This is a genomic window from Streptomyces sp. NPDC037421, assembly GCF_055602105.1.
On record NZ_JBVJWV010000012.1, the window covers coordinates 194,059 to 215,519 of the forward strand.

19 protein-coding genes are annotated in these 21,461 nt (G+C 70.5%); 17 read left to right on the forward strand and 2 right to left on the reverse strand.

Annotated elements, in window-relative coordinates:
* Positions 1-392: 392 nt before the first annotated feature.
* The 3 genes from ACZ7IF_RS19965 to ACZ7IF_RS19975 all read left to right on the forward strand — a co-directional run bounded on the left by ACZ7IF_RS19965 (position 393) and on the right by ACZ7IF_RS19975 (position 3,427).
* Positions 393-1,085, forward strand: a complete 693-nt coding sequence (locus ACZ7IF_RS19965; protein WP_470972869.1) for a demethylmenaquinone methyltransferase — start codon at positions 393-395, stop codon at positions 1,083-1,085.
* Between the two features lie 12 nt (positions 1,086-1,097).
* Complete coding sequence (locus tag ACZ7IF_RS19970; RefSeq protein ID WP_470972954.1) at positions 1,098-2,009, forward strand: glutaminase; 912 nt, start codon at positions 1,098-1,100, stop codon at positions 2,007-2,009.
* Positions 2,010-2,143: 134 nt separating this feature from the next.
* Positions 2,144-3,427, forward strand: coding sequence for a geranylgeranyl reductase family protein (locus ACZ7IF_RS19975; RefSeq protein WP_470972871.1), 1,284 nt, complete (start codon positions 2,144-2,146; stop codon positions 3,425-3,427).
* A 39-nt stretch (positions 3,428-3,466) separates the two neighbouring features.
* Here the strand turns inward: ACZ7IF_RS19975 and ACZ7IF_RS19980 are convergent, their stop codons facing one another.
* Positions 3,467-3,769 carry a hypothetical protein gene (locus ACZ7IF_RS19980; protein WP_470972873.1) on the reverse strand — a complete coding sequence of 101 codons (303 nt, stop codon included), beginning with the start codon at positions 3,767-3,769 and terminating at the stop codon, positions 3,467-3,469.
* A 136-nt stretch (positions 3,770-3,905) separates the two neighbouring features.
* Positions 3,906-4,769, reverse strand: a complete 864-nt coding sequence (locus tag ACZ7IF_RS19985; protein ID WP_470972875.1) for a C40 family peptidase — start codon at positions 4,767-4,769, stop codon at positions 3,906-3,908.
* A 793-nt stretch (positions 4,770-5,562) separates the two neighbouring features.
* Between ACZ7IF_RS19985 and ACZ7IF_RS19990 the strand changes: the two genes are divergently transcribed.
* The 14 genes from ACZ7IF_RS19990 to nuoN are packed head-to-tail and all read left to right on the forward strand — an operon-like array spanning position 5,563 to position 21,449.
* Entirely contained in the window at positions 5,563-5,922 is a 360-nt protein-coding gene (locus tag ACZ7IF_RS19990; RefSeq protein WP_045946775.1) for an NADH-quinone oxidoreductase subunit A, read from the forward strand.
* A 15-nt stretch (positions 5,923-5,937) separates the two neighbouring features.
* Entirely contained in the window at positions 5,938-6,492 is a 555-nt protein-coding gene (locus ACZ7IF_RS19995) for a NuoB/complex I 20 kDa subunit family protein (protein WP_007265818.1), read from the forward strand.
* Positions 6,489-7,211, forward strand: coding sequence for an NADH-quinone oxidoreductase subunit C (locus ACZ7IF_RS20000; RefSeq protein WP_470972877.1), 723 nt, complete (start codon positions 6,489-6,491; stop codon positions 7,209-7,211). Before ACZ7IF_RS19995 ends, ACZ7IF_RS20000 begins: the two co-directional genes overlap by 4 nt.
* Positions 7,211-8,536, forward strand: a complete 1,326-nt coding sequence (locus tag ACZ7IF_RS20005; protein WP_470972879.1) for an NADH-quinone oxidoreductase subunit D — start codon at positions 7,211-7,213, stop codon at positions 8,534-8,536. Before ACZ7IF_RS20000 ends, ACZ7IF_RS20005 begins: the two co-directional genes overlap by 1 nt.
* Entirely contained in the window at positions 8,533-9,303 is a 771-nt protein-coding gene (gene nuoE / locus ACZ7IF_RS20010; protein WP_470972881.1) for an NADH-quinone oxidoreductase subunit NuoE, read from the forward strand. The genes ACZ7IF_RS20005 and nuoE overlap by 4 nt, the downstream gene beginning before the upstream one ends.
* On the forward strand, positions 9,303-10,694 hold the full coding sequence (gene nuoF, locus ACZ7IF_RS20015; protein ID WP_470972883.1) for an NADH-quinone oxidoreductase subunit NuoF: 1,392 nt from the start codon (positions 9,303-9,305) through the stop codon (positions 10,692-10,694). Before nuoE ends, nuoF begins: the two co-directional genes overlap by 1 nt.
* The gene (locus tag ACZ7IF_RS20020) at positions 10,691-13,207 is read left to right on the forward strand and encodes an NADH-quinone oxidoreductase subunit G (RefSeq protein WP_470972885.1); all 2,517 of its coding nucleotides are present in this window, start codon (positions 10,691-10,693) and stop codon (positions 13,205-13,207) included. The genes nuoF and ACZ7IF_RS20020 overlap by 4 nt, the downstream gene beginning before the upstream one ends.
* Complete coding sequence (nuoH, locus tag ACZ7IF_RS20025) at positions 13,204-14,601, forward strand: NADH-quinone oxidoreductase subunit NuoH (protein WP_470972887.1); 1,398 nt, start codon at positions 13,204-13,206, stop codon at positions 14,599-14,601. Before ACZ7IF_RS20020 ends, nuoH begins: the two co-directional genes overlap by 4 nt.
* Complete coding sequence (gene nuoI / locus ACZ7IF_RS20030) at positions 14,594-15,205, forward strand: NADH-quinone oxidoreductase subunit NuoI (RefSeq protein WP_470972889.1); 612 nt, start codon at positions 14,594-14,596, stop codon at positions 15,203-15,205. Before nuoH ends, nuoI begins: the two co-directional genes overlap by 8 nt.
* Positions 15,202-16,014: an NADH-quinone oxidoreductase subunit J gene (locus ACZ7IF_RS20035; protein ID WP_470972892.1), complete on the forward strand. Its 813-nt coding sequence runs from the start codon at positions 15,202-15,204 to the stop codon at positions 16,012-16,014. Before nuoI ends, ACZ7IF_RS20035 begins: the two co-directional genes overlap by 4 nt.
* Positions 16,011-16,310: an NADH-quinone oxidoreductase subunit NuoK gene (gene nuoK, locus ACZ7IF_RS20040; protein WP_007265827.1), complete on the forward strand. Its 300-nt coding sequence runs from the start codon at positions 16,011-16,013 to the stop codon at positions 16,308-16,310. The genes ACZ7IF_RS20035 and nuoK overlap by 4 nt, the downstream gene beginning before the upstream one ends.
* Before the next feature lie 12 nt (positions 16,311-16,322).
* Positions 16,323-18,218, forward strand: a complete 1,896-nt coding sequence (nuoL, locus tag ACZ7IF_RS20045; protein WP_470972894.1) for an NADH-quinone oxidoreductase subunit L — start codon at positions 16,323-16,325, stop codon at positions 18,216-18,218.
* A 1-nt stretch (position 18,219) separates the two neighbouring features.
* Positions 18,220-19,806 carry an NADH-quinone oxidoreductase subunit M gene (locus tag ACZ7IF_RS20050; RefSeq protein ID WP_470972896.1) on the forward strand — a complete coding sequence of 529 codons (1,587 nt, stop codon included), beginning with the start codon at positions 18,220-18,222 and terminating at the stop codon, positions 19,804-19,806.
* A complete protein-coding gene (gene nuoN / locus ACZ7IF_RS20055) occupies positions 19,803-21,449 on the forward strand; it encodes an NADH-quinone oxidoreductase subunit NuoN (protein WP_470972898.1) in 1,647 nt (548 codons plus the stop codon). Before ACZ7IF_RS20050 ends, nuoN begins: the two co-directional genes overlap by 4 nt.
* The last annotated feature ends 12 nt before the right edge of the window (positions 21,450-21,461 follow it).

Genomic DNA, 21,461 nt, shown 5'->3' on the forward strand with positions numbered 1-21,461 from the left:
CCGACGAGCTCCCCCCCCCCCCCCCCCCCCCCCCCCCCCCCCCCCCCCCCCGCCCCCCCCCCCCCCCCCCCCCCCCCCCCCCCCCCCCCCCCCCCCCGCCCGGAAGGCGGCCACCGAGAGGGCGGCCAGCGCCGCCGACCACCCGACGGTGCGCAGCAGCCGCCCGCGCCGCCGTGCGCTTGCTGATCGCCCTGCCGGCATCCGCAGTCCCTTTGTTCGCAATGTCCGGCCAGTCTGCCCGCTTCCGGTCCGGATTCGGTCCGGTTCCGCCGGAATCGCGGCCGGGCCGGGGCGGGGAGGTCGGCGGCCCGACGGCCTGAGAGGATGACGGAGCACCACCCGTGCACCACCCGTCAGCCGCAGGAACACCGAGCACCGAGGGGCCAACGCCAGTGACAAGGGCTTCCCTGGACAAGCAGCCGCACGAAGTCGCCTCCATGTTCGACGGGGTGGCCGCGAACTACGACCTCACCAACGACGTCCTGTCCCTCGGACAGGCGCGCCTGTGGCGCAAGGAGGCCGCCAAGGCGGTCGCCGCCCGCCCGGGGCACAAGGTGCTCGACCTGGCCGCGGGCACCGCGACCTCGTCCCTCCCGTACGCGGCGACCGGCGCGTACGTGGTCCCCTGCGACTTCTCCCTCGGCATGCTCCGCGAGGGCAAGAAGCGCAACCCGTGGCTGCCGCTGACGGCGGGCGACGCGACGGAGCTCCCCTTCAAGGACGACGTCTTCGACACCGTGACGATCTCCTTCGGGCTGCGCAACGTCCAGGACACGGACGGCGCGCTGCGCGAGATGTACCGGGTGACCAAGCCCGGCGGCCAGGTCGTGATCAGCGAGTTCTCGCAGCCCACCTGGGCCCCCTTCCGGACCGTCTACACCGAGTACCTGATGCGCGCCCTGCCGCCGGTCGCCCGCGCGGTCTCCTCCAACCCGGACGCGTACGTGTACCTCGCCGAGTCCATCCGGGAGTGGCCCGACCAGCCGGCGCTGGCGGCGCTGCTCCAGAAGGCCGGCTGGTCGAAGGTGGCCTGGCGGAACCTGAGCGGCGGCATCGTGGCGCTGCACCGCGGGGTCAAGGCGTAACCCTCCATGTCCATGGACTACCAGGGGCTGCTGGAGCGGATCGCGGCCGACGTCTCCCCGCTGGTGGGCAGCGGCACGCCGGCCGAGTACATCCCGGCGCTGGCGAAGGTCGACCCGCGGCAGTTCGGCATGGCGGTCGCCGACCTCGACGGCAACGTCTTCGGGGTCGGCGACTGGCGCGTCCCGTTCTCGGCCCAGTCCGTCACGAAGGTCTTCGCCCTGGCGCTGGCCCTGGCGGAGGGCGGGGACAGCCTGTGGGAGCGGGTGGGCCGGGAGCCGTCGGGCAACCCGTTCAACTCCCTGGTGCAGCTGGAGTACGAGAACGGCATCCCGCGGAATCCTTTCATCAACGCGGGCGCGCTCGTCGTCACCGACCGGCTCCAGACCCTGACGGGTGACGCGAGCAGCGAACTCCTGGACTTCCTCCGGCAGGAGAGCGGCAACCCGGACCTCGGCTTCGACCCGGAGGTCGCCGCGTCCGAGCAGGAACACGGCGACCGCAACGCGGCGGTGGCCCACTTCATGGCCTCGTACGGCAACATCGACAACCCGGTTCCGGCGCTGCTGGAGCACTACTTCTGGCAGTGCTCGATCGAGATGAGCTGCGCGGACCTCGCCCTGGCCGGGCGTTTCCTGGCCCGGCACGGCCTGCGCGCGGACGGCTCGCGCCTCCTGACGCGCAGCGAGGCGAAGCAGGTCAACGCGGTGATGCTGACCTGCGGTACGTACGACGCGGCGGGGGAGTTCGCGTACCGCGTGGGCCTGCCGGGCAAGAGCGGCGTGGGCGGCGGCATCGTCGCGGTCGTCCCGGGCCGCTGCACCCTCGCGGTCTGGAGCCCCGGCCTGGACGCCCGGGGCAACTCGGTGGCGGGCGTGGCGGCGCTGGACCGCTTCACGACCCTGACCGGCCTGAGCATCTTCTAGCCCCTTCCCGACGCGCTCGCCGCCCCGCGCGGCCCCGTTCCACCCGCGCCCCGGCGGGAGCCACACGGCTGCATAGACTGCGTCATGTCCTGTGCCGCTGGGCACTTTCCACCGAGCCTTCAGGAGACCCCGCAGTGACCGAGCCCCTCACCGAACACTCCGCGGACGTGATCGTCGTCGGGGCCGGGCCCGCCGGTTCCACGACCGCCTACTACCTCGCCAAGGCCGGGCTGGACGTCCTGCTCCTGGAGAAGACGGCGTTCCCGCGCGAGAAGGTCTGCGGCGACGGTCTGACCCCGCGTGCCACCAAGCAGCTGGTCGCCATGGGCATCGACATCTCCGAAGAGGCCGGCTGGCTCCGCAACAAGGGCCTGCGCATCATCGGCGGCGGGCAGCGGCTCCAGCTGGACTGGCCGGAACTCGCCTCCTACCCGGACTACGGACTCGTCCGCAAGCGCGACGACTTCGACGAGACCCTGGCCCGCCAGGCGCAGAAGGCCGGCGCCCGCCTGTACGAGCGCTGCAACGTCGGCGAGCCCGTGCGCGACCCCCGCACCGGGCACATCACCGGCGTGCAGGCCAAGCTCGGCGAGGACAAGACCCCGGTCACCTTCCACGCCCCGCTCGTGGTCGCCGCCGACGGCAACTCCTCGCGGCTGTCCCTCGCGATGGGCCTGCACCGGCGCGAGGACCGTCCGATGGGCGTGGCCGTCCGCACCTACTTCACCTCGCCCCGGCACGATGACGACTACCTGGAGTCCTGGCTGGAGCTGTGGGACCGGCGCGGTCCGCAGGACCGGCTGCTGCCCGGCTACGGCTGGATCTTCGGCATGGGCGACGGCACGTCCAACGTGGGCCTCGGCATCCTCAACTCCTCCTCCGCCTTCAAGGAGCTGGACTGGCGCGAGGTGCTGAAGGCCTGGTGCGCGTCCATGCCGGAGGACTGGGGCTACACCCCGGAGAACATGACGCAGCCGATCCGCGGCGCGGCGCTGCCGATGGCCTTCAACCGGCAGCCGCACTACACCAAGGGCCTGCTGCTGGTCGGTGACGCGGGCGGACTCGTCAACCCGTTCAACGGCGAGGGCATCGCCTACGCGATGGAGTCGGGGCAGATCGCGGCCGAGGTCATCGTGCAGGCGCACGCCCGCGCCACCCCGGCGCAGCGCGAGCTGGCCCTGCACAGCTACCCGAAGGTGCTCAAGGAGACCTACGGCGGCTACTACACGCTGGGCCGGGCCTTCGTGAAGCTGATCGGCAACCCGGCGGTCATGAAGATCGCGGCGCAGCGCGGCCTGACGCACCCGGTGCTGATGCGCTTCACGCTGAAGATGCTGGCGAACCTGACGGACCCGACGGGCGGTGACGCGATGGACCGCATCATCAACGGCCTCTCGAAGGTGGCCCCGAAGGCCTGAGCGGGCCCTGTGAGCCGCTCCCGGGTGTCCGGGGGCGGCTCAGTCGTTCCCGGGCCCCCGCAGGGCCCCCTCGGCCCCCTCGGGGGCGCCGTGGACGGTGCGGACGCAGCGGGCCAGCAGGACGAGCCCGGACAGCAGCAGCGCGCCGGAGACGGTCCAGCCGAGGCCCAGGGTCAGCGGGTTGCCCGGTTTGTGCCAGGGGCGGGTGGTGGTCAGCAGCCAGCCGCCGACCGACAGGAGGCCCAGCCCGAGTGCGGCCGGGACGGCGGCGGGGTCGCCGGAGCCGGGGGCTTCGCGGCCGTGGTCCTCGCGGCCGTGGTCCTCGTAGGACGGTCTGCTCACCGGACCACCACCTCCAGGGTCTGCTCGAACGGCCGGACGACACGCACCGGCCATCTTCTCAGCATGCCGAAGGTCCGGTACTCCGCCCCCGAGCGGGGGAGTACCGGACCTTGCGGGCGATCGTGCGACCGTGCGGTCAGAGGACGCGGACGGCGCCCGTCGGCATGTCGTAGCTCAGGTTGCGCTCGACGATGCCGGTGCTGGGGTTCTGCGCACCGATGAACTTGCCGTTGCCCGAGTAGATGGCGACGTGCCACGCGCTGCCCTTGGCGCCCCAGTACAGGATGTCGCCCGGCTGGAGGTTGCTCAGCGAGACCGAGCGGCCGGCCAGGGACTGGTCCTGGGAGACGCGGTCCAGCTTGATGCCGGCCTGGCGGTAGGCGGCCTGGACGAGGCCCGAGCAGTCGTACGCGGTGGGGCCGGTGGAGCCCAGCACGTACGGCTTGCCGATCTGGGCGCGGGCGAAGCTGACGATGGCGGCCGCCGAGCCGGTGGCCGGCTTCGAGGCGGTGGAGCCGCTGCCGGAGCCGGTGACGGCGGAGGAACCGCCGTTGGCGGAGGCGGAGGCGTTGGTGAGGTCGGTGCGGCCGCTGTCGCGGCCCGCGCGCTCGGCCTCGGCCTTGCGGTCGGCCTCCTGCTTCGCCTTGAGCTCGGCGGCCTTGGTGGCGTCTTCCTTCGCCTGCTTCGCCTCGGCGGCGGCACCCGTGCGGGCGCTCTCCTCCTGGGCGTTCAGCTCGCCGGTGACGGCGGCTTCGACGGCGGCGACGCGGGTGTTCTCCGCGGCCGTGTTGACGGCGTTGGAGACCTCGGTGCCGAGGTCCAGGTTGAGGACCGGCATCTCGAGCGTCGTCTCGGCCACGGGCTCGGACGGGGACGCGCTCGCGGTTCCGGCCATGGCCAGGGTGCTGAGGACGCCACCGGCAACTCCGGCGCGGACCGCGAGCTTCGAGGCGCTGCGGCGGGGCTTCCGGTGGCTGGGTATGTGAGCGGTGTGGGACATGGGACAACCGCTATCAGGGGTGCCGGGTTCCCTTCAAGAAACGTGGTCTGCGCCACAGTTGCGCGCGGAGGCCGTTAACCGGGCGCGTCGCGCCTCTTATTGACGCCGTAACGGACGTAACGGACATGCTTTCACAAGGCTGTGATCATGGGGTTTCAGCAATAAGTCCGAATTGATCCACGGCCTACCACCGACCCGCACAGTTGGCCAAGCCCCCTTTTCGCGGCCCCCGTTGCGTGTGATGCAGGTCACAGTTACCCGCCGCCGTGAGGCGGCTGTGGCCGGTCCGTGATCCGACCGTGAACTCGCCGCGCGGTTCGTGAACGGATGCACAGGATCTCCCCCGGGATCCGGTCGGCGGCGACTTCCGGCCACCGTGTCCACTCCTGTACGCGCGGGGTCCCCCGGGCGGGGGACCCGCGTTCCCTTATCACTTGAGCGGTCGAGTCGCCAATTTGCCTGCACTGCCCATCGTTTGATAGGGCGACAGGCCTTCCACCTGCACCTACGGGCCCGGATGTCACCTTTGGTGATCATGTGGATGCCTTGAGTATGAAGATCACCACTCATCGGCCTTCATGATCGTTCGTCAGGTGGTGGAGATCACAAACTCGGTGTTGTTACCCGTGTCGCAGATCACAGACCGGCAGGCATAAGATGCGCACCAGTCCGGCTTGTGAACTGCCTCACATGCGATCGGTCCCTGTTCGAAGGGGTGGCCTTCGAGGGGGCGGGGCACTCGGCGCCGGCGCAGCGGTCCAACGGTCAAGGACGACTGGAAGGAGCGAGGAGCGTGAATGCGTACGCACCCATCCTCGTGCTCGGCGCCATCGGCGCAGGGTTTGCGATCTTCTCCGTGGTCATGGCCACGCTGATCGGCCCAAAACGGTACAACCGGGCGAAGCTCGAAGCCTACGAGTGCGGCATCGAGCCCACCCCGATGCCCGCCGGCGGCGGTCGCTTCCCCATCAAGTACTACCTGACGGCGATGCTCTTCATCGTCTTCGACATCGAGATCGTCTTCCTCTACCCCTGGGCGGTCACCTTCGACTCCCTGGGGATCTTCGGGCTCGTCGAGATGCTGCTCTTCGTGCTCACCGTCTTCGTCGCCTACGCATACGTGTGGCGCCGCGGCGGCCTGGAATGGGACTGAGGGGCTGAATTTCCCATGGGACTGGAAGAGAAGCTGCCGAGCGGCTTTCTGCTCACCACCGTCGAACAGGCCGCGGGCTGGGTGCGCAAGTCATCCGTCTTCCCGGCCACCTTCGGCCTCGCGTGCTGCGCCATCGAGATGATGACCACCGGCGCCGGCCGCTACGACCTGGCCCGCTTCGGCATGGAGGTCTTCCGCGGCTCCCCGCGCCAGGCCGACCTGATGATCGTGGCGGGACGCGTCAGCCAGAAGATGGCGCCGGTGCTGCGCCAGGTCTACGACCAGATGCCCGCCCCCAAGTGGGTCATCTCCATGGGCGTGTGCGCCTCTTCGGGCGGGATGTTCAACAACTACGCGATCGTCCAGGGCGTCGACCACATCGTCCCGGTGGACATCTACCTGCCCGGCTGCCCGCCCCGCCCCGAGATGCTGATGGACGCGATCCTCAAGCTCCACCAGAAGATCCAGGGCTCCAAGCTCGGCGTGAACCGGGAAGAGGCGGCGCGCGAGGCGGAGGAAGCGGCCCTCAAGGCCCTCCCCACCATCGAGATGAAGGGGCTCCTTCGGTGAGCGACGACCCGGCCGTCGAGAACGGCAATAACGTCCCTGCTCCCAGGGCCGGCTCCGGGCCCGAGGTGATCGGCGTCCGCAAGGGCATGTTCGGCAGCAGGAACGGCGGCGACACCAGCGGCTACGGCGGCCTCGTGCGCACCGTGGCCCTGCCCGGCGCGAGCAGCCGCCCGTACGGCTCCTACTTCGACGAGGTCGTCGACGAGCTGGAGGGCGCCCTGGAGGAGCAGGACCTGCTCCCGCAGAACGCGATCGAGAAGACCGTCGTCGACCGGGGGGAGCTGACCCTCCACATCGCCCGCGAGCACCTCGTCCGCGTCGCCGCCACCCTGCGCGACGACCCGGCGCTGCGCTTCGAGCTGTGCACCGGGGTGTCGGGGGTGCACTTCCCCGGCGACAAGGGCCGCGAGCTGCACGCCGTGTACCACCTGCGCTCGCTCACCCACGGCCGGATCCTGCGGCTGGAGGTGTCCGTCCCGGACGGCGACCCGCACCTGCCCTCGCTCGTCACCGTCTACCCGACGAACGACTGGCACGAGCGCGAGGCCTACGACTTCTTCGGCCTGGTCTTCGACGGCCACCCGGCCCTCACCCGGATCATGATGCCGGACGACTGGCAGGGCTTCCCCCAGCGCAAGGACTACCCGCTCGGCGGCATCGCCGTCGAGTACAAGGGCGCCCAGATCCCGGCTCCCGACCAGCGGAGGTCGTACAGCTGATGTCAACGTCAAACCACGCCTCCTCCCGCGAGACGACCGAGGGCACCGTCTACACCGTCACCGGCGGCGACTGGGACGAGATCGTCCAGAGCGCCGCCCGCGCGGACGACGAGCGCATCGTCGTCAACATGGGCCCGCAGCACCCCTCCACCCACGGGGTGCTCCGCCTGATCCTGGAGATCGACGGCGAGACGGTCACCGAGGCCCGCTGCGGCATCGGCTACCTGCACACCGGCATCGAGAAGAACCTCGAATTCCGGAACTGGACGCAGGGCACCACCTTCGTGACGCGCATGGACTACCTGACGCCGTTCTTCAACGAGACGGCGTACTGCCTCGGCGTCGAGAAGCTCCTCGGCATCACCGACCAGATCCCGGACCGCGCCACCGTCATCCGCGTCCTGCTGATGGAGCTCAACCGGCTCTCCTCGCACCTGGTGTGCATCGCCACCGGAGGCATGGAGCTCGGCGCGACCACGATCATGATCTACGGGTTCCGGGACCGCGAACTGATCCTCGACGTCTTCGAGCTGATCACCGGCCTGCGCATGAACCACGCCTTCGTCCGCCCCGGCGGCCTCGCCCAGGACCTGCCCCCCGGCGCGGTCGACCAGCTGCGCGAGTTCGTCAAGACGATGAAGAAGAACCTGCCGGAGTACGACAAGCTCGCCACCGGCAACCCCATCTTCAAGGCCCGCATGCAGGACGTCGGCTACCTCGACCTCACCGGCTGCATGGCCCTCGGCGCCACCGGCCCGATCCTGCGCTCGGCCGGCCTGCCGCACGACCTGCGCAAGGCCGAACCGTACTGCGGCTACGAGGACTACGAGTTCGACGTCCCCACCACCGAGAGCTGCGACTCCTACGGGCGCTTCCTGGTCCGCCTGGAGGAGATGCGCCAGTCCCTGCGGATCGTCGAGCAGTGTCTGGACCGGCTGGAGCCGGGCCCGGTGATGGTCGCCGACAAGAAGATCGCCTGGCCGGCGCAGCTCGCCCTGGGCCCCGACGGCCTCGGCAACTCCCTCGACCACATCAAGAACATCATGGGCACCTCCATGGAGGCCCTCATCCACCACTTCAAGCTGGTGACCGAGGGCTTCAGGGTCCCGGCCGGACAGGCCTACGCGGCCGTCGAGTCGCCCAAGGGCGAACTCGGCGTGCACGTCGTATCCGACGGCGGCACCCGCCCCTACCGGGTCCACTTCCGCGACCCGTCCTTCACCAACCTTCAGGCCATGGCCGCGATGTGCGAGGGCGGCCAGGTCGCCGACGTCATCGTGGCCGTCGCCTCCATCGACCCCGTGATGGGAGGCGTCGACCGATGACGACTGTGTCTTCTGGAGGGGACACCCCCCAGACCCCCCTCTCGCTGGGCATGCCCCAGCTGCCCGCCCCCGACTACCCGGCGGAGGTGCGCGAGCGGCTGGCGGCCGACGCCGCCGACGTCATCGCCCGCTACCCCGACAGCCGCTCCGCGCTGCTGCCGCTGCTGCACCTGACGCAGTCCGAGGAGGGCCACGTCTCGCGCACCGGCATCCGCTTCTGCGCCGAGACGCTGGGCCTGACCACCGCCGAGGTCACCGCCGTCGCCACCTTCTACACGATGTACCGCAGGAAGCCCTCCGGGGACTACCAGGTCGGCGTGTGCACCAACACCCTGTGCGCGGTGATGGGCGGCGACGCCATCTTCGACGAGCTCAAGCAGCACCTGGGCGTCGGCAACAACGAGACCACCGCCGACGGCAAGGTGACGCTGGAGCACATCGAGTGCAACGCGGCCTGCGACTACGCGCCGGTGGTGATGGTCAACTGGGAGTTCTTCGACAACCAGACCCCCGAGTCCGCCAAGGCGCTCGTGGACGACCTGCTGGCGGGCCGCCCGGTCGAGCCGACCCGGGGCGCGCCGCTGTGCACGTACAAGGAGACCGCACGGATCCTGGCGGGCTTCCCCGACGAGCGCGAGGGCGCGGTCGAGGCGAGCGGCGGCGCGGGCCCCGCCTCCCTGATCGGCCTGCGCATCGCACGCGGCGAGTCCCCGCACACCCCGATCGTGCACCCGCGCGGCGAGGTGCGCACCGAAGGAGGGGAGTGATGTCGGTGTCATCCAAGGAAAGTCATGGGGACACCTCCCAGCCGGAGGCTGGGGGAGGGACCAGTCCGGAGAAGCTGCTCTCACCCGTGCTGTCGGCCTTCTGGGACGAGCCCGAGTCGTGGACGCTGGAGACCTACCGGCGCCACGAGGGCTACGAGGGGCTGCGCAAGGCCCTCGCGATGACCCCGGACGAGGTGATCGCGTACGTCAAGGACTCCGGTCTGCGCGGACGCGGCGGCGCGGGCTTCCCCACCGGAATGAAGTGGCAGTTCATCCCGCAGGGCGACGGAAAGCCGCACTACCTCGTCGTGAACGCGGACGAGTCGGAGCCGGGAACCTGCAAGGACATCCCCCTCCTCTTCGCCAATCCGCACTCCCTCGTCGAGGGAATGATCATCGCCTGCTACGCGATCCGGTCGGAGCACGCCTTCATCTACCTGCGCGGCGAGACGGTCCCCGTGCTGCGGCGCCTGCACGAGGCCGTGCGCGAGGCCTACGCCGCCGGATACCTCGGCAAGGACATCGACGGCACCGGCCGCAACCTCGACATCACGGTGCACGCGGGCGCGGGCGCGTACATCTGCGGCGAGGAGACGGCACTGCTCGACTCCCTCGAAGGCCGGCGCGGGCAGCCCCGGCTGCGTCCCCCCTTCCCCGCTGTCGAGGGGCTCTACGCGTGCCCCACTGTCGTCAACAACGTCGAGTCCATCGCCTCGGTTCCCGCGATCCTGAACAAGGGCAAGGACTGGTTCAAGGCGATGGGGACGGAGAAGTCCCCCGGCTTCACCCTCTACTCGCTCTCCGGGCACGTCGCCGGCCCCGGCCAGTACGAGGCCCCCCTCGGCATCACCCTGCGCCAGCTCCTCGACATGAGCGGCGGGATGCGCCCCGGGCACCGGCTGAAGTTCTGGACCCCCGGCGGCTCCTCCACCCCCATGTTCACCGACGAGCACCTCGACGTCCCCCTCGACTACGAGGGCGTCGGCGCCGCCGGCTCCATGCTCGGCACCAAGGCGCTCCAGTGCTTCGACGAGACCACCTGCGTGGTCCGCGCCGTCACCCGCTGGACCGAGTTCTACGCCCACGAGTCCTGCGGCAAGTGCACCCCCTGCCGCGAGGGCACGTACTGGCTCGTCCAGCTGCTGCGCGACATCGAGGCGGGCAAGGGCGTCATGTCCGACCTCGACAAGCTGAACGACATCGCCGACAACATCAACGGCAAGTCGTTCTGCGCGCTCGGCGACGGCGCGGCCAGCCCGATCTTCTCCTCGCTGAAGTACTTCCGCGACGAGTACGAGCAGCACATCACCGGCAAGGGCTGCCCCTTCGACCCCGCCAAGTCGACCCTCTGGGCCGACGGCCCCGCCAAGAACTCCGAGGTGAACGCATGACCGTCGTCACGAACGCCCCGGCGGGCGGCGGCGAGGCGGCGAAGCCGCCGCAGGATCTGGTCGCCCTGACCATCGACGGCATCGAACTGTCCGTCCCCAAGGGAACCCTGGTCATCCGGGCCGCCGAACAGCTCGGCATCGAGATCCCCCGGTTCTGCGACCACCCCCTCCTCTCCCCGGCCGGCGCCTGCCGCCAGTGCATCGTCGAGGTCGAGGGCCAGCGCAAGCCGATGGCCTCCTGCACCATCACCTGCACCGACGGCATGGTCGTCAAGACCCAGCTGACGTCGGAGGCCGCCGACAAGGCCCAGCGCGGGGTGATGGAGCTGCTGCTCATCAACCACCCGCTGGACTGCCCCGTCTGCGACAAGGGCGGCGAGTGCCCGCTCCAGAACCAGGCGATGTCGCACGGCAACGCCGAATCGCGTTTCGAAGGCAAGAAGCGCACATACGAGAAGCCGGTCCCGATCTCCACGCAGGTGCTGCTGGACCGCGAGCGGTGCGTGCTGTGCGCGCGCTGCACCCGCTTCTCCAACGAGATCGCCGGCGACCCGATGATCGAGCTGCTGGAACGCGGCGCGCTCCAGCAGGTCGGCACCGGCGAGGGCGACCCCTTCGAGTCGTACTTCTCCGGCAACACCATCCAGATCTGCCCCGTCGGCGCCCTCACCTCGGCCGCCTACCGGTTCCGCTCCCGCCCCTTCGACCTCGTCTCCTCCCCGAGCGTGTGCGAGCACTGCGCGGGCGGCTGCGCGACCCGGACCGACCACCGGCGCGGCAAGGTGCTGCGCCGCCTCGCCGCCGACGACCCCGAGGTCAACGAGGAGTGGATCTGCGACAAGGGCCGCTTCGCGTTCCGGTACGCGCAGCGCCCCGACCGGCTCACCACCCCGCTGCTGCGCGGTGCGGACGGGGTGCTCGCCCCGGTGAGCTGGCCCGAGGCACTGGAGGCCGCCGCGCAGGGGCTCACCGCCGCGCGCGGCCGCGCCGGCGTCCTCACCGGCGGCCGGCTGACCGTCGAGGACGCCTACGCCTACGCCAAGTTCGCCCGGGTGGTGCTCGACACCAACGACATCGACTTCCGGGCCCGGGTGCACAGCGCGGAGGAGACCGAGTTCCTGGCCGCCGCCGTGGCCGGCACCGGCAAGGACCTCGACGGCACGGGCGTCACGTACGCCTCCCTGGAGGCGGCCCCCGCCGTGCTCCTCGTCGGCATCGAAGCCGAGGAGGAGGCCCCCGGGGTCTTCCTGCGGCTGCGCAAGGCCCACCGCAAGCACAAGCAGCGGACCTTCGCCCTCGCCCCCTTCGCCACCCGCGGGCTCACCAAGGCGGGCGGCACCCTGCTGGCCGCCGCCCCCGGCACCGAGCCCGAGTGGCTGACGGCGCTGTCTCAAGGCGGCCTCGACACCGGCGCCGGCCTGGAGGCCGGCGGTTCCGAAGCGGCCGAGGCGATCCGGCAGCCCGGCGCGGTCATCGTCGTCGGGGAGCGCCTCGCCGGGGTGCCCGGCGCGCTGACCGCCGCCGTACGCACCGCCACCGCCACCGGCGCCCGGCTGGTGTGGATCCCGCGCCGGGCCGGGGAGCGGGCCGCCGTCGAGGCCGGCGCGCTGCCGTCCCTGCTGCCCGGCGGCCGCCCCGCCGGCGACCCGCGGGCCCGCCAGGAGGTCGCCGCCGCCTGGGGCCTGGAGGAACTCCCGCACCGCTACGGCCGTGACACCGGGCAGATCGTCGAGGCCGCCGCCACCCGGGAGCTGTCGGCCCTGCTGGTCGCGGGCGTCGAGGTCGCCGACCTGCCCGACCCGGACCGCGCCCGCACCGCGCTGGAGGAGGCCTTCGTGGTCTCCCTGGAGCTGCGTCCCGGCGAGGTCACCGACCACGCCGACGTGGTGCTCCCGGTCGCGGCCGTCGCCGAGAAGGCGGGCACGTTCATCAACTGGGAGGGCCGGGTCCGCCCGTTCGAGGCGGCTCTCAAGCCCGACCAGATGACCCGCCGCCTGGCCCCCGCCGACGCCCGCGTGCTGCACATGCTGGCCGACGCCGCCGACCGGCCCCTCGGACTGCCCGACGTACACGCCGTACGCCGGGAGCTGGAGCGGCTGGGCCCCTGGGAGGGGGAGCTGGCGCCCGAGCGGTCCACCGGCCCCGAGCCGCTGCCCCGCCCCGGCACGGGCGAGGCGGTCCTCGCCGGACACCGGCTGCTGCTGGACCTCGGCCGGCTCCAGGAGGGCGACGACGCCCTTGCCGGGACCCGGCACGAGGCCTGCGCCCGGCTCTCGGCCGACACCGCCGCCGAGACCGGCGTCAAGGACGGCGACGTACTCGCCGTCACCGGCCCCGCGGGTGTGGTGGAACTCCCGCTCCGGATCACCGAGATGCCCTACCGGGTGGTGTGGCTCCCGCTGAACTCCACCGGCTCCGGCGTCCTCGCCGACACCGGCGCCCGCCCCGGAACCCTCGTACGGATCGGCCCGGCCGGGACCGGCCCTGCGGCCGAAGCGGAGGTACGACCGTGACCCACCTCGCCCAGCTCGCGGCCCAGCCGCAGCACGTCCTGGCCGCCGAGGACCTGACCCTGTTCGGCAGGGACGTCTGGTGGCTCGTCCTCGTCAAGGCGGTGTTCTGCTTCGCCTTCCTGATGGTGACGGTGCTCTTCTCCATCGTGTGGGAGCGCAAGGTCGTCGCCTGGATGCAGCTGCGCATCGGCCCCAACCGGCACGGCCCCTGGGGCATGCTCCAGTCGCTCGCCGACGGCGTGAAGCTGATGCTGAAGGAAGACGTCGTCGTCAAGCGCGCCGACAAGGTCGTCTACGTCCTGGCGCCGATCATCGCGGCGATCCCGGCGTTCATGGCCATCGCGGTGATCCCCTTCGGCCCCTCGGGCAACGAGGTGTCCATCTTCGGCCAGCGCACCACGATGCAGCTGACCGACCTGCCGATCGCGATGCTGTACGTCCTCGCGGTCGCCTCGGTCGGCATCTACGGCATCGTCCTCGCCGGCTGGTCCTCGGGCTCCACGTACCCGCTCCTCGGCGGCCTGCGCTCCTGCGCGCAGATGATCTCGTACGAGATCGCGATGGGCGCCGCGTTCGCCTCGGTGTTCCTCTACTCCGGGTCGATGTCGACCTCGGCGATCGTGGAGGCGCAGGCGGACCGCTGGTACATCGTGCTGCTGCCGGTGTCCTTCATCATCTACGTCATCACGATGGTCGGCGAGACGAACCGCGCCCCCTTCGACATGCCGGAGTCCGAGGGCGACCTCGTCGGCGGCTTCAACACCGAGTACTCCTCCATCAAGTTCGCGCTGTTCATGCTGGCCGAGTACGTCAACATGGTCACCGTCTCGGCGGTGTCGGTCACCCTGTTCCTGGGCGGCTGGCGGGCCCCGGCGCCGATCTCCACCTACTGGGAGGGCGCGAACCACGGCTGGTGGCCGATGCTCTGGTTCGTCATCAAGGTCCAGCTGCTGCTGTTCTTCTTCATCTGGCTGCGCGGCACCCTCCCGCGCGTGCGCTACGACCAGCTGATGAAGCTCGGCTGGAAGGTCCTGATCCCGGTCTCCGTGGTCTGGCTGATGCTGGTCGCCGCCGTCCGTGCGCTGCGCAACGAGCGCTACGACTTCAGCGAGATCGTCCTGTACGTCGGGGGCGCGGTCATCGCGATCCTGCTGATCTCCTCCGTCGCGGACCACTTCCGGGACCGGCGGGAGAAGACGGCCGCGGCCGCGGCCGGGAAGGCCGCCGCGGCCGAGCCCTTCGACCCGATGGCGGGCGGTTTCCCCGTACCGCCCAAGCCCGGCCAGCACCTGGCACCCGTACCGCGCCGACGTCCCCGCGGCGAGCGGGAGCTGATTGTCAGTGGCGGGGCGAATACTGACAGTGACCGAGAGGAGGGTGCTGACAATGTCTGACGCGGACCAGAGCGAGAAGTGGCAGAACCCGGTGGCCGGCTTCGGCGTGACCTTCAAGGCCATGTTCAAGAAGCGGCTCACCGAGCAGTACCCGGAACAGCAGAAGACCACCGCTCCGCGCTTCCACGGGCGGCACCAGCTCAACCGCCACCCCGACGGTCTGGAGAAGTGCATCGGGTGCGAACTGTGCGCCTGGGCCTGTCCCGCCGACGCGATCTACGTGGAGGGCGCGGACAACACCGAGGAGGAGCGCTACTCCCCGGGCGAGCGGTACGGGCGGGTCTACCAGATCAACTACGCCCGCTGCATCCTGTGCGGGCTGTGCATCGAGGCGTGCCCGACCCGCGCGCTGACGATGACGAACGAGTTCGAACTGGCCGACGACAGCCGCGAGTCCCTGATCTACACCAAGGAGCAGCTCCTCGCCGGGCTGACCGAGGGCATGGTCGAGGCCCCGCACTCGGTCTTCCCGGGCACCGACGAGCAGGACTACTACCGCGGGCTGGTGACGGGAGCCGCCCCGGGCACGGTCCGGCAGGTGGCGGTCTCCAAGAGCGAGACGGCCGAGGCCGAGGGCGGCAAGACCGAGGAGGTCGGGGCATGAGCGCCATCGCCGCGGCCGCCACCTCGACCTCCACCGGCGAGGCCGTGCAGTTCTGGGTGCTCGGCACGGTCGCCGTCATCGGCGCGCTGTGCACGATCCTGATGAAGAAGGCCGTGCACAGCGCCCTGTGCCTGGCCGGGACGATGATCATCCTGGCGGTCTTCTACCTCGCCAACGGGGCGTACTTCCTGGGCGTGGTCCAGGTCGTCGTCTACACCGGCGCCATCATGATGCTGTTCCTCTTCGTGGTCATGCTCGTCGGCGTCACGGCGGCGGACTCGCTGAAGGAGACCATCAAGGGGCAGCGCTGGCTGGCCGCCCTGTGCGGGCTCGGCTTCGGCGTCCTGCTGATCGCCGGCATCGGCAACGCGGGCCTCACCCACTTCAACGGGCTCGGCCGGGTCAACTCCGCCGGGCACGTCGAGGGCCTCGCCGAACTGATCTTCACCCGCTACATCTTCGCCTTCGAGATCACCGGCGCCCTGCTGATCACGGCGGCCGTCGGCGCGATGGTGCTCACCCACCGCGAGCGCACCGAGCGGGCCGCCACGCAGCGCGAGCTCGCCGAGAAGCGCGTACGCGACGGCGTGCAGCTCCCGCCGCTGCCGGCCCCCGGCGTCTACGCCCGGCACAACGCCGTGGACATCGCCGGCCTGCTGCCGGACGGCACCCCGTCCGAGCTGACCGTCAACAAGACGCTGCGCGCCCGCGGCCAGATCCGCGACGTGTCGGGCCAGGCCCTGGACGACCTCAAGGCGCTGGAGCAGCGCTCCGCGGAGCGCCTCGGCCGAGAGGAGGCCTCGAAGTGAACCCGGTCAACTACCTGTACCTGGCCGCCCTGCTGTTCACCATCGGCGCGGCCGGCGTACTCATCCGGAAGAACGCGATCGTGCTGTTCATGTGCGTCGAGCTGATGCTCAACGCCTGCAACCTCGCCTTCGTGACCTTCTCCCGGATGCACGGCAACCTCGACGGCCAGATCATCGCGTTCTTCACGATGGTCGTCGCCGCCGCGGAGGTCGTGGTGGGCCTCGCGATCATCGTGTCGCTGTTCCGTACCCGCCACTCGGCCTCGGTCGACGACGCCAGCCTGATGAAGCTGTAAGGGGCGTTCACAGTGGAGAATCTGATTGCGCTGCTGGTGGCGGCGCCCCTGCTCGGAGCGGCGGTGCTGCTGTGCGGCGGCCGGCGCCTCGACAAGGCCGGCCACTGGATCGGCACCCTGCTCGCGGCCGTCTCCTTCGGCATCGGCGTCGTCCTCTTCGCCGGAATGCTGGGGCGCGGGGCCGAGGACCGGGCCCTGCACCAGCGGCTGTTCAGCTGGGTGCCGGTGGAGGGCTTCCAGGCGGACATCGCCTTCCAGCTGGACCAGCTGTCGATGACCTTCGTCCTGCTGATCTCCGGGGTGGGCACGCTCATCCACGTGTACTCGATCGGGTACATGGAGCACGACGAGCGCCGCCGCCGCTTCTTCGGCTACCTCAACCTGTTCGTCGCGGCGATGCTGCTGCTCGTCCTCGCCGACAACTACCTGCTGCTGTACTTCGGCTGGGAGGGCGTCGGCCTCGCCTCGTACCTCCTGATCGGCTTCTGGCAGCACAAGCCCAGCGCGGCCACCGCCGCGAAGAAGGCGTTCCTGGTCAACCGGGTCGGCGACATCGGCCTGTCGATCGCCATCATGCTGATGTTCACCACCTTCGGGACCTTCGCCTTCGGCCCGGTGCTGTCGTCCGTCGGCGAGACGGGCGAGGGCACGCTGACGGCGATCGGCCTGATGCTGCTGCTCGCCGCCTGCGGCAAGTCGGCGCAGGTGCCGCTGCAGTCCTGGCTCGGGGACGCGATGGAGGGCCCGACCCCGGTCTCGGCCCTGATCCACGCGGCCACCATGGTCACCGCCGGCGTGTACCTGATCGTCCGCTCCGGAGCGATCTTCAACGGGGCGCCCGACGCCCAGCTGGTCACCACGGTCGTGGGCGCGGTGACGCTCCTCTTCGGTGCGATCGTCGGTTGCGCCAAGGACGACATCAAGAAGGCCCTCGCCGGCTCGACGATGTCGCAGATCGGCTACATGATCCTGGCCGCCGGCCTCGGCCCCGTCGGCTACGTCTTCGCGATCATGCACCTGGTCACGCACGGCTTCTTCAAGGCCGGGCTCTTCCTCGGCGCCGGGTCGGTCATGCACGGCATGAACGACGAGGTCGACATGCGCAAGTACGGCGCCCTGCGGAAGTACATGCCGGTCACCTTCGTCACCTTCGGCCTCGGCTACCTCGCGATCATCGGCTTCCCCGGCCTGTCCGGCTTCTTCTCCAAGGACATGATCATCGAGGCGGCCTTCGCCAAGGGCGGCACCCAGGGCTGGATCCTGGGCGGGGTCGCCCTGCTGGGCGCCGGCATCACCGCCTTCTACATGACCCGGGTCATGCTCCTCACCTTCTTCGGCGAGAAGCGCTGGCAGCCGGACGCGGCCGGCCACGAGCCGCACCCGCACGAGTCCCCGAAGTCCATGACCATCCCGATGATCATCCTGGCGTTCGGCTCGGTCTTCGCCGGCGGCTTCTTCGAGATCGGCGAGCGCTTCCTGAACTGGCTGGAGCCCGTCACCGGCTACGAGCACGGCCACCCGCCGGTCAGCGCCATGGCCGTGACCGCCTCCACCATGGTCGTCCTCATCGCGGGCGCCGCCATCGCCTGGTCGATGTACGGCCGCCGGCCCGTCCCGGTCGTCGCTCCGCGAGGCTCGTTCCTCACCCGGGCGGCCCGCCGGGACCTGTTCCAGGACGACTTCAACCACGTGGTCCTCGTCCGCGGCGGCGAGCACCTGACCCGCTCCCTCGTCTACCTCGACCACAGCGTCGTCGACGGAGTGGTCAACGGCACGGCCGCCTCGGTCGGCGGGCTCTCCGGCCGGCTGCGCAAGCTGCAGAACGGCTACGCCCGCAGCTACGCGGTGTCGATGTTCGGGGGCACGGCGATCCTGATCGCCGCGACCCTGCTGATGAGGGCGGTGTGAGATGAATTTCCCGCTTCTGACCGTCACGGCGGCCGTGCCCGCGGCCGGCGCGATCCTCACGGCGGCCGTCCCGGCCGCCCGCCGGACCGTCGCCAAGTGGCTCGCGCTGCTGTTCTCGCTCGCGACGCTGGCCCTGGCCGTACTGGTCGCGGTCCGCTTCGAGCCCGGTGGCGACCGCTACCAGCTCACCGAATCGCACGCCTGGATCGCCGACTTCGGCGTCCGCTACGAACTGGGCGTCGACGGCATCGGCGTGGCGCTCATCGCCCTCACCGCGCTGCTGATCCCCTTCGTGATCGTGGCCGGCTGGCACGACGCCGACCCTCTGGAGACCTCCTCCTCCCGGTGGCGTCCGACCCAGGGCTTCTTCGCCCTGATCCTGCTGGTCGAGGCGATGGTGGTGATCTCCTTCGAGGCCACCGACGTCTTCCTCTTCTACATCTTCTTCGAAGCCATGCTCATCCCGATGTACTTCCTCATCGGCGGCTTCGGGGACCGGGCCCACGCAGGCACCGACGAGAACGCCGCCGCGCAGCGCTCGTACGCGGCGGTCAAGTTCCTCCTCTACAACCTGGCCGGCGGCCTGATCATGCTGGCCGCCGTCATCGGGCTGTACGTCGTCGCCGGGAACTTCTCCCTCCAGGAGATCGCCGAGGCCCGTGCCGCCGGCACCCTCGACATGGCGACCAACACCGAGCGGCTGCTCTTCCTCGGCTTCTTCTTCGCCTTCGCCGTGAAGGCCCCGCTGTGGCCGCTGCACACCTGGCTGCCCAACGCGATGGGCGAGTCCACCGCCCCGGTCGCCGTGCTCATCACCGCGATCGTCGACAAGGTCGGCACCTTCGCGATGCTCCGCTTCTGCCTCGGGCTCTTCCCAGAGGCCAGCAAGTGGGCCACCCCGGTGATCCTCGTACTGGCCCTGATCAGCATCGTCTACGGCGCACTGCTCGCGGTCGGCCAGCGCGACATCAAGAGGCTGATCGCCTACGCCTCGATCTCGCACTTCGGCTTCATCGTCCTGGGCATCTTCGCGATGACCTCCCAGGGCCAGTCCGGGGCCACCCTCTACATGGTCAACCACGGGATCTCCACGGCGGCACTGATGCTCGTCGCCGGCTTCCTGATCTCCCGGCGCGGCTCCCGGCTCATCGCCGACTACGGCGGCGTGCAGAAGGTGGCCCCGGTCCTCGCCGGCACCTTCCTGATCGGCGGCCTCGCCACCCTGTCCCTGCCCGGCCTCGCGCCCTTCGTCAGCGAGTTCCTCGTCCTCGTCGGCACCTTCGCCCGCTACCCGGTCGTCGGGATCATCGCCACCGTCGGGATCGTCCTCGCCGCGCTGTACACGCTGGTGCTCTACCAGCGCACCATGACCGGTCCCGTGAAGGAGGAGGTCCGCACCATGCCGGACCTGCGCGCGCGGGAACTGCTGGTGGTCGCCCCGCTGATCGCGCTGCTGATCGGACTGGGCGTCTACCCGAAGGTGCTGACGGACATCGTCAACCCGGCGGTGGAGCACACCATGTCGGACGTGAAGCAGACGGACCCGAAGCCCGAGGTCTCCGTCCAGAACGTGGAGGCGGCCAAGTGATCGCTGCCCAGAGCCTGCTGACCCTGGCGGCCGACGGACCGGCCGACCGGATCCCGGCCCCGCACATCGAGTACGCGCAGCTCGCGCCCACGCTGATCGTGGTGGGCGCGGCGATCCTCGGAGTCCTCGTCGAGGCCTTCGTACCGCGCAAGTCCCGCTACTACGTCCAGGTATTCCTGGCCGTCGCCGCGCTGGCAGCGGCCTTCGCGGCGGTCGTCGGCCTCGCCGCCGGCGGCTACGGCAGCACCAAGGCGCACGTCGCGGCCATGGGCGCCATCGCCGTCGACGGCCCGGCGCTCTTCCTCCAGGGCACCATCCTGCTGGCCTCCATCGTGGCGGTGTTCACCTTCGCCGAGCGCCGCCTCGACCCGAAGGCGCACGGCAAGCGGGTGGACTCCTTCGCCGCCCAGGCCGCGTCCGTACCGGGCAGCGACAGCGAGAAGGCCGCCGTCAAGGCCGGCTTCACCACCACCGAGGTGTTCCCGCTGGCCCTGTTCGCGGTCTCCGGCATGCTGATCTTCCCGGCCGCCGACGACCTGCTGACGCTGTTCATCGCGCTGGAGGTCTTCTCCCTCCCGCTGTACCTGCTCTGCGCCCTCGCCCGCCGCCAGCGGCTGATGTCGCAGGAGGCCGCGGTCAAGTACTTCCTGCTCGGCGCCTTCTCCTCGGCCTTCCTCCTCTTCGGCATCGCGCTGCTCTACGGCTACGCGGGCTCGGTGTCCTACGCGGTGATCGCCGACGTGGTCGACGGCACCGTCGCCCGGATCGACCCGGCCCTCGCCTCCACCATGGGCAATGACGCGCTGCTGCTCATCGGCGGCGCGCTGATCCTGATGGGGCTGCTGTTCAAGGTCGGCGCGGTCCCCTTCCACATGTGGACCCCGGACGTCTACCAGGGCGCCCCGACCCCCGTCACCGGCTTCATGGCGGCGGCGACCAAGGTGGCCGCGTTCGGCGCGCTGCTGCGGCTGCTGTACGTGGTCCTGCCCGGCCTCCGGTGGGACTGGCGGCCGGTGATGTGGGGCGTCGCGATCGTCACCATGCTCGCGGGCGCGGTGATCGCGGTGACCCAGACCGACGTGAAGCGGCTGCTGGCGTACTCCTCCATCGCCCACGCCGGGTTCATCCTGGCCGGTGTGATCGCCACGTCCGAGGAGGGCGTCAAGTCCGTCCTGTTCTACCTGGCCGCCTACTCCTTCGTGACGATCGGCGCCTTCGCGGTGGTCACGCTGGTGCGCGACGCGGGCGGCGAGGCGACGCACCTGTCGAAGTGGGCGGGCCTGGGGCGGCGTTCGCCGCTGACCGCGGCCGTCTTCGCGGTGTTCCTGCTGGCCTTCGCCGGCATCCCGCTGACCTCCGGCTTCGCGGGCAAGTTCGCGGTGTTCAAGGCGGCGGCGGAGGGCGGCGCCGGGGCGCTGGTCGTCGTCGGTGTGGTCTCGTCGGCGATCGCCGCGTTCTTCTACATCCGGGTCATCGTGCTGATGTTCTTCAGCGAGCCGAAGGCCGACGGTCCTACGGTGGCCGTGCCCTCGCCGCTGACGATGACCACCATCGCGGTGGGCGTCGCGGTCACCCTGGTCCTGGGCCTGGCCCCGCAGTACTTCCTGGACCTGGCCGGACAGGCGAGCACCTTCGTGCGCTGATCCGGTCCGTAC

Excerpts from the sequence above, each read along its gene's own strand:
- nuoI (WP_470972889.1), top strand. The coding sequence starts at position 14,594 with ATGTCTGACGCGGACCAGAGCGAGAAGTGGCAGAACCCGGTGGCCGGC.
- nuoE (WP_470972881.1), top strand. The coding sequence starts at position 8,533 with ATGACGACTGTGTCTTCTGGAGGGGACACCCCCCAGACCCCCCTCTCG.
- ACZ7IF_RS20050 (WP_470972896.1), top strand. The coding sequence starts at position 18,220 with ATGAATTTCCCGCTTCTGACCGTCACGGCGGCCGTGCCCGCGGCCGGC.
- nuoF (WP_470972883.1), top strand. The coding sequence starts at position 9,303 with ATGTCGGTGTCATCCAAGGAAAGTCATGGGGACACCTCCCAGCCGGAG.
- ACZ7IF_RS20035 (WP_470972892.1), top strand. The coding sequence starts at position 15,202 with ATGAGCGCCATCGCCGCGGCCGCCACCTCGACCTCCACCGGCGAGGCC.
- ACZ7IF_RS19985 (WP_470972875.1), bottom strand. The coding sequence starts at position 4,769 with ATGTCCCACACCGCTCACATACCCAGCCACCGGAAGCCCCGCCGCAGC.
- ACZ7IF_RS20005 (WP_470972879.1), top strand. The coding sequence starts at position 7,211 with ATGTCAACGTCAAACCACGCCTCCTCCCGCGAGACGACCGAGGGCACC.
- ACZ7IF_RS19970 (WP_470972954.1), top strand. The coding sequence starts at position 1,098 with ATGGACTACCAGGGGCTGCTGGAGCGGATCGCGGCCGACGTCTCCCCG.
- ACZ7IF_RS19995 (WP_007265818.1), top strand. The coding sequence starts at position 5,938 with ATGGGACTGGAAGAGAAGCTGCCGAGCGGCTTTCTGCTCACCACCGTC.
- ACZ7IF_RS20020 (WP_470972885.1), top strand. The coding sequence starts at position 10,691 with ATGACCGTCGTCACGAACGCCCCGGCGGGCGGCGGCGAGGCGGCGAAG.